This is a genomic window from Arenimonas sp. (assembly GCF_044353605.1).
Taxonomy (GTDB): Bacteria; Pseudomonadota; Gammaproteobacteria; order Xanthomonadales; family Xanthomonadaceae; genus Arenimonas.
The window spans coordinates 1-7,070 of the sequence record NZ_JBILBO010000027.1 but is presented as its reverse complement, the minus strand read 5'-3'; the positions used below and the strand labels follow the sequence as shown (position 1 = coordinate 7,070).

Here is a 7,070-nt window from a genome sequence, read left to right as displayed (position 1 = left end):
GCCAGCCAAGCCGGCGAAACTGGCGGTGCTGACCACATGGCCGGAACCGCGCTCGAGCATCGCCGGCAAAAACAGTTTGGTGCCGCGCACCACGCTCAGCACATTGACCTCCCACAAATGCCGCCATTCACTGATCGGTGCTTCCAGCACATCGCCGCCGGAGGCAATGCCGGCGTTGTTGATCAGCACATCGGGCACGCCCCAATTGGCCAAGACCGATTCGGCCAAGGCCTCCATCGCATCATCGCTGCCGACATCGGCGGCATAGGCGGCATGGCCTTCGCCGGTCAAGGTCGCCATCGTGGCCTGCACGCGGTCGAGGTGGATGTCGACGCAGGCGACCTGCGCGCCGGCGGCGGCGAAACGGTGTGCCAAGGCCTGACCCAGGCCGCTTCCGGCACCGGTAATGAGGACGCGTTGCGGAGACTTCACGGGCAACTCCTTCGGGTATGATAGTTTTCTATTGTATGCGCTTGGCATCCTGACGGAGTGAAAAACCATGGCTGATTTGTTCGATCTGACCGGCAAGACCGCGCTGATCACCGGCGCCTCGCGCGGCATCGGTGAAGCCATCGCCCATCTGCTGGCCCGCTACGGCGCCCACGTGATCTGCACCAGCCGCAAACTGGACGGCTGCCAGGCCGTAAGTGACGCCATCCGCGCCAAAGGCCTGCAGGCCGAAGCGGCCGCCATGCACATCGGCGATACCGCCGCCATCGATGCCGTGTTCGACGCGCTGGCCGCACAGGGCCGCACGGTCGATATTCTGGTCAACAACGCCGCCGCCAACCCGTATTACGGCCCGCTGCTGGACATGGATCTGCGCAGCTTCGAGAAAATCCTGGAAGTGAACCTGCGCGGCTATTTCTACAGCAGCCAACGCGCCGCACGGCAGATGGCAGGCGGCGGCGCCATCGTCAACATCGCCTCGGTCAATGCCGAGCGTCCGGCGCCGGGCCAGGCTGCGTATTCAATGACCAAAGCCGGCATCGTCAACCTGACCCAGGGCTTCGCCAAGGAACTGGCGCCGCGCGGCATCCGCGTCAATGCCGTGCTGCCGGGCCTGACCGACACCCATTTCGCCTCGGCCATCACCCAGGACGCCAAGCTGATGAAGCTGATGACCCAGTTGATTCCGATGGCGCGTGCCGGGCAGCCGGCCGAAATCGCCCCGGCGGTTTTGTTTTTAGCCAGCAACGCCGCCAGCTACGTAACCGGCACCACACTCACCGTCGACGGCGGCTATCTGGCCTGAGGATTGCATGCGTACTCTTTGTCTTGTTTTCGCCCTTCTTTCCGGCACCGCCATGGCCCAACAGCTCACCATCGACGCCCTGACCTCCGGCAAAAGCCTGTCCGGCAACGCCTTGACCCAGGCCAAATTCTCGCCCGACGGCAAACGCATCAGCTTTCTGAAAGGCAAGCCGGACAAAGCCGGACAGCTCGATCTGTGGACCTTCGATGTCGCCACCGGCGAGGCGCGCATGCTGGTCGATTCGGCCACGCTGGCCGGCAGCAGCAAGGAACTGTCCGATGAAGAAAAAGCGCGGCGCGAACGCCAGCGCATCGCGGCACTGACCGGCATCGTCGAATACCAGTGGGCTGCCGATGGCCAGCATCTGCTGTTCCCGATGGGCGGCGAACTGTTCTGGTTCGATCTGGCTGCCGCCACGCCGGAACGCGCCCTGCGCCAGCTCACCAGCGGCACCGGCGACGTGACCGATGCCAAAATTTCGCCGAAGGGCGGCTTCGTCAGTTTCATCCGCGGCCGCAACCTGTGGATCATCGACATTGCCAGCGGCAAAGAGCGCCAGCTGACGTTTGATGGCTCGGAAGTGATCGGCAATGGCGTGGCCGAGTTCGTGGCCGATGAGGAAATGGACCGCCACACCGGTTACTGGTGGGCACCGGATGATTCCGCCATCGCCTATGCGCGCATCGATGAAACCCCGGTGCCGATCAAGGAGCGTTTTGAAATCTATGCCGACCGCACCGAGGTGGTGAAGCAGCGCTACCCGGCCGCCGGCGATGCCAACGTGCTTATCCAGCTCGGTCTGCTCACGCTGGCGGACGGCAAAACCCGTTGGATGGATCTGGGCAAGGAAGCGGACATCTACCTGCCGCGCGTGCAATGGCAGGACGCCACGCGCCTGACCTGGCAGATCCAGGACCGCAAACAGCACCGCCTGGAACTGCACCGCTTCCAGCGCGACAGCGGCAAAGCCGAGCGCCTGCGCACCGAAACCAGCAGCAGCTGGGTACCGCTGCACAACAATCTGCGCTTCCTCGACGACGGCCGCATCTTGTGGTCGTCCGAGCAGTCCGGTTTCGAGCACCTGTATTGGCTGGGCGATAAAGGCACGCTGAAAGCCATCACCTCCGGCGAGTGGATGGTGGAAGATGTGCTGGCGATTGACAGCACCAACCGTTGGATTTATTTCAGCGGCACCAAAGACGGCCCGACCGAACGCCACCTGTACCGGGTCGGGTTCGACGGTGGTGCCATCACCCGCATCAGCACCGAAGCAGGCATGCACAGCGCGCAGTTCAATGCCGGCGCCAGCCACTACATCGGCACCTATGCCAACCCGGAAACGCCGCCGCAGACTCTGCTGCGCACCGCCGACGGCAACATCGTGCGCGCCTTGATTGACAACACCCTGGATGCCGACCATCCGTATACGCCGTACCTGAAAGCGCACCGCCTGCCGGAATTCGGCACGCTGAAGGCCATTGATGGCCAGGTGCTGCATTACAGCATGATCAAACCCGCCGGTTTTGATGCCAGCAAAAAATATCCGGTGGTGGTGATTGTGTACGGCGGCCCGGCGGCGCAGACCGTGACCCGCAACTGGGCCCCGGATTTCAATCAGGTGCTGGCGCAGCGCGGCTATCTGGTGTTCTCCCTCGACAACCGCGGCACGCCGCGGCGCGGCCAGCGTTTTGGCGCCAGCCTGTACCGCAAGCAAGGTACGGTGGAAGTGACCGACCAGGTACGCGGTGTGGACTTCCTGAAAACCCTGCCGTATGTCGATGCCAAACGCATTGGCGTGTACGGATGGTCGAACGGCGGCTACATGACCCTGATGCTGCTGGCCAAACATTCCGAGGTATACGCCTGCGGCGTGGCCGGCGCACCGGTGACCGACTGGGCGCTGTACGACACGCACTACACCGAACGCTACATGGATCTGCCGAAAGACAATATTGAAGGCTACCGCGAGGGCTCGGTGCTGACGCACGCCAAGGGCATTACTTCGAAGCTGCTGCTGATTCACGGCATGGCCGATGACAATGTGCTGTTCAGCCACTCCACGGCGCTGATGTCGGCACTGCAGAAACAGGGCACCCCGTTTGAACTGATGACCTACCCCGGCGCCAAGCATGGCCTGCGCGGTGCGGATTTGAAACACCGCCTGAACTTAACGCAGGATTTCTTTGAGCGGTGTTTGAAGCCGTAGTCGAAGTGCGAAATTAGCCGATCTCCACCCACACCGGTGCGTGATCACTCGGCCGTTCCCAAGTGCGCGGTTCGCGTTCAATGCCGGAAACGGCGGCGCGTGACTTCAAGGCCTCGCTGATCAGCACCAGATCGATGCGCAGACCGAGGTTGCGGCGGAAGCCAGCCATGCGGTAATCCCACCAGGAAAACACCCCGGCCTCGTCGCTGTGCAGGCGGAAGCTGTCATGCAGGCCCAGCGCCAGCAGTTTGTTCAGCGCGGCGCGCTCGGCGGTCGACGTTAGAATGCTGTCGTCGTTCCACACCACCGGGTCGTGCACGTCGCGGTCCTCGGGCGCGATGTTGAAATCGCCGAGCACCACCAGCTGCGGGTAACGCTGCATCTCCTCGCGCACCCAGTCGGTCATCGCTTCCAGCCAGCGCAGTTTGTACTCGTACTTCTCGCTGCCCACGGCCTGGCCGTTGACCACATACAGATCGATGATGCGCATGCCGTTCACGGTAGCGGCCAGTACGCGCTTTTGCTCATCGGCAAAGCCGGGAATGCCGCGCTGCACCTCGGTGATTTCGGTTTTGCTGAGAATGGCTACGCCGTTGTAGGTCTTCTGGCCGTCGAACACCACGTGGTAGCCGGCGGCCTCGATCTCGGCCTGCGGGAATTTGTGGTCTTCCAGCTTGGTTTCCTGCAGCACCAGCACATCCGGGTTGCCGATTTTGAGCCACTCCAGCAAATGTGGAAGGCGGACATTGAGCGAATTGACGTTCCAGCTGGCGATTTTCATGATCATGATCAAGTCGGGAAGCCTTATTATTCACATTTCAAGCCAATCGTGGGTACAATTCATCAAGTCGCCTCCGTGGAGTCCGGACATGTTCGAAAAAGCCCGCTATGCCGCCAGTCTGCGCAGCCTGCATTGGCTGATGGCCATTCTGGTCGCCTTGGCCTACCTCGCAATGGAACAACGCGATCTGTTCGAGCGCGGCACCCCCGGCCGCTTCGCCATGGTGCAATCGCACTTCTGGCTCGGTATCAGCATTTTCATTTTGGTCTGTGTCCGTCTGCAGCAGCGCCTGAAGTATGGCGCGCCGCGCATCACCCCGGCGCTGCCGTCCTGGCAGAACGCGCTGTCGCGTCTGTTCCACATCGCGCTGTATGCGTTCTTGATCGTGATGCCGATTCTGGGCTTTCTCACCGCCAACTTCGACGGCAAGATCATCTACATCCCGTTCACCGAAGTCGCCATCCCGGCCATCGTCGGTGAAAACGAAGCGCTGGCGAAGCAATTCGAAGGATGGCACCACGACATCGGCGAAGCCTTCTACTGGGTGTTCGGCTTGCATATCGTGGCAGCGCTGTACCACCACTTCGTACGCAAGGACGACACCCTGACCCGCATGCGTTAAGGCCGGGTCAGGAAATCCACCAGTCGCGTGATGATCCGCCCGTACGGCGGATCGAACAAACTCATGCCGTTCAAGCGCGCCTGGTGCATCACCGGCATCGCCTTGCTGAACGTCAAAAAGCCGTCGCGGCCGTGATAGTGGCCCATGCCGGAAGCGCCGACGCCGCCGATCGGCAGATCGTCCTGGCCAAACTGCACCAGCACATCATTGATGCACACCGAACCGGCGCAGATGCGGCCGAGCACGGCGTCCACGCGCGCCGATTCGCGGTCGAACAGATAGAAGGCCAGCGGTTTGTCGCGGGCCAACACGAAACCGAGCGCCTGCTCGAGACCTTCATAGGTGATGACCGGCAACAGCGGTCCGAAGATTTCCTGCTGCATCACCGTCAGGTTGTCCGGCGGATTCACCAATACTGTCGGCGGCATTAGCCGCAGATTTTCGCTGTCGGGCAATTGCTCCGGCCCACAGGCCACGGTGCGCACGCCGGCGGCCTTGGCTTCGTCCAGCCAAGCCTGCAGACGCGTGGATTGGCGGGTGTTGATGATGCCGGTGTACTCGGCGTTGCCGGCCATGTCCGGATAGCGGCGCGCGATGCTGTCGGCAAAGGCGGTGATGAAGGCTTCCAGCTGCGCTTCCGGCAACAGCACGTAATCCGGCGCCACGCAGGTCTGTCCGGCATTGAAGCATTTGCCGAAGGCGATGCGCTCGGCCGCCTGCGCCACCGGGTAATCGGGGGCGATCAAGGCCGGCGACTTGCCGCCGAGCTCAAGCGTGACCGGGGTCAGGTTGGCGGCGGCGGCGGCCATCACATGCCGGCCGACGGCGGTCGAGCCGGTGAAAATCAGATGGTCGAACGGCAGTTTGGTGAACTCGGCGCCCACCGTGGCATCGCCCTGCACCACGGTCACTTCGTCATCGGAAAACACTTCGCCGACCAGCCGTTCAATCAATGCACTGACCGACGGCGTGAACTCGGACGGCTTGATCATCACCCGGTTGCCGGCGGCAATGGCGTTGGCCAAAGGAATGATGGCGAGCTGGAACGGGTAGTTCCAGGGCGCGACCACGCCAACCACGCCCAGCGGCGTGTAGCGGATCTCGCCGCGTGCCGGCTTGAAGGTCAGGTTGATGGCGCGGCGCTGCGGGCGCATCCAGCGGCGCAGATGCTTGCGCGCATGTTTAATTTCATCGAGCGTGACCATGACATCGGCGGCCAGGGTTTCAATGCGGGCGCGGCGGCCGAAATCCTGGCTGCAGGCCTCGACCACGGCTTCCCGGTTCCGGCGCACGGCGGCGTCCAGTCGGCTGAGCAGCTCGATGCGCTGTTCGTAGGAGAACGCGCCGCGCAGATGCGCCTGTTTCAAACGGTCGAAGTCGGTGCGAAGGGTCATGGCTGTCGGGTAGAATGAGGGGGAATAAGCGGATTGTACCCAGTTTCCGTCAGCAAAAGGTCAAGATATGCCGGCTCTACGCCCCTTCAATGGCATCACCCCCCGCCTCGGCGAACGCGTGTTCATCGACCCGGCCTGCACCGTCATCGGCGATGTGCACATCGGCGACGACAGCTCGATCTGGCCGGGCACCATCATCCGCGGCGACGTCAACCATATCCGCATCGGTGCACGCACCAACATTCAGGATGGCACGATCATCCATGTCAGTCACGACGGACCCAGCGGCAAACCGGTCGGCTACCCGACCCTGATTGGCGATGACGTCACCATCGGTCATGGCGCCATCATTCACGCCTGCCGCATCGGCAACGCCTGCCTGATCGGCATGGGCGCGACGGTGTTGGATGGTGCGGTGATCGAAGACCACGGCTTCGTCGGCGCCGGTGCGGTCATTCCGCCGGGCAAAACCGTGCGCAGCGGCGAACTCTGGCTGGGCAATCCGGCCAAATGCGTACGCACGCTCAGCGAACAGGACATCGCGCAACTGTATTATTCGGCGAAGCATTACGTGCGCCTGAAGGATATGTATCTGGCCGAACCTTAAACCGGCCAGTGCAGCACGCGCTCGATGCATTGCAGCGGAATGGGCGTGGTGATGTGCGGAAACAGTTCACCGCTGACCGGATGCGGATCCCAGCGCAGATAATCGACCAAAGCCGCTTCGTCCAGTTTCAACAGGACCACCTGCGGCACATCGCTAAAGCGCCGCGCGAAAACACCCGGCACCTGCTCATGGCTGGCGGCATGGA

At 62.4% G+C, this 7,070-nt stretch carries 8 protein-coding genes; 4 read left to right on the top strand and 4 right to left on the bottom strand.

The features are described from left to right. Positions 1-432: SDR family oxidoreductase (locus tag ACIQ1A_RS09410; protein ID WP_395770815.1), on the bottom strand; the 432-nt coding region annotated here is incomplete at its 3' end. A 67-nt stretch (positions 433-499) separates the two neighbouring features. Between ACIQ1A_RS09410 and ACIQ1A_RS09405 the strand changes: the two genes are divergently transcribed. Both ACIQ1A_RS09405 and ACIQ1A_RS09400 read left to right on the top strand, forming a co-directional pair. After that, on the top strand, positions 500-1,255 hold the full coding sequence (locus ACIQ1A_RS09405; RefSeq protein ID WP_395770814.1) for a glucose 1-dehydrogenase: 756 nt from the start codon (positions 500-502) through the stop codon (positions 1,253-1,255). A 7-nt stretch (positions 1,256-1,262) separates the two neighbouring features. Then, positions 1,263-3,461 carry a DPP IV N-terminal domain-containing protein gene (locus tag ACIQ1A_RS09400; RefSeq protein ID WP_395770813.1) on the top strand — a complete coding sequence of 733 codons (2,199 nt, stop codon included), beginning with the start codon at positions 1,263-1,265 and terminating at the stop codon, positions 3,459-3,461. 13 nt (positions 3,462-3,474) lie between these two features. On the opposite strand, the gene xth is transcribed toward ACIQ1A_RS09400, so the two are convergent. Further along, positions 3,475-4,242 (bottom strand): exodeoxyribonuclease III, encoded by a 768-nt coding sequence (xth, locus tag ACIQ1A_RS09395; protein ID WP_395770816.1) that lies wholly within the window; start codon positions 4,240-4,242, stop codon positions 3,475-3,477. Between the two features lie 88 nt (positions 4,243-4,330). On the opposite strand from xth, the gene ACIQ1A_RS09390 reads away from it, so the two are divergent. Further along, positions 4,331-4,864, top strand: coding sequence for a cytochrome b (locus tag ACIQ1A_RS09390; protein ID WP_395770812.1), 534 nt, complete (start codon positions 4,331-4,333; stop codon positions 4,862-4,864). On the opposite strand, the gene ACIQ1A_RS09385 is transcribed toward ACIQ1A_RS09390, so the two are convergent. Next, positions 4,861-6,258 (bottom strand): coniferyl aldehyde dehydrogenase, encoded by a 1,398-nt coding sequence (locus ACIQ1A_RS09385; RefSeq protein ID WP_395770811.1) that lies wholly within the window; start codon positions 6,256-6,258, stop codon positions 4,861-4,863. The genes ACIQ1A_RS09390 and ACIQ1A_RS09385 overlap by 4 nt on opposite strands. Positions 6,259-6,325: 67 nt before the next feature. Here ACIQ1A_RS09385 and ACIQ1A_RS09380 point away from each other — a divergent pair, with 67 nt between their 5' ends. Further along, a complete protein-coding gene (locus ACIQ1A_RS09380; protein WP_395770810.1) occupies positions 6,326-6,865 on the top strand; it encodes a gamma carbonic anhydrase family protein in 540 nt (179 codons plus the stop codon). Here the strand turns inward: ACIQ1A_RS09380 and ACIQ1A_RS09375 are convergent. Then, on the bottom strand, positions 6,862-7,070 hold a 209-nt coding region (locus ACIQ1A_RS09375), incomplete at its 5' end, for a DUF952 domain-containing protein (RefSeq protein WP_395770809.1). The genes ACIQ1A_RS09380 and ACIQ1A_RS09375 overlap by 4 nt on opposite strands.

Excerpts from the sequence above, each read along its gene's own strand:
- ACIQ1A_RS09380 (WP_395770810.1), top strand. The coding sequence starts at position 6,326 with ATGCCGGCTCTACGCCCCTTCAATGGCATCACCCCCCGCCTCGGCGAA.
- ACIQ1A_RS09400 (WP_395770813.1), top strand. The coding sequence starts at position 1,263 with ATGCGTACTCTTTGTCTTGTTTTCGCCCTTCTTTCCGGCACCGCCATG.
- xth (WP_395770816.1), bottom strand. The coding sequence starts at position 4,242 with ATGAAAATCGCCAGCTGGAACGTCAATTCGCTCAATGTCCGCCTTCCA.
- ACIQ1A_RS09385 (WP_395770811.1), bottom strand. The coding sequence starts at position 6,258 with ATGACCCTTCGCACCGACTTCGACCGTTTGAAACAGGCGCATCTGCGC.
- ACIQ1A_RS09390 (WP_395770812.1), top strand. The coding sequence starts at position 4,331 with ATGTTCGAAAAAGCCCGCTATGCCGCCAGTCTGCGCAGCCTGCATTGG.
- ACIQ1A_RS09405 (WP_395770814.1), top strand. The coding sequence starts at position 500 with ATGGCTGATTTGTTCGATCTGACCGGCAAGACCGCGCTGATCACCGGC.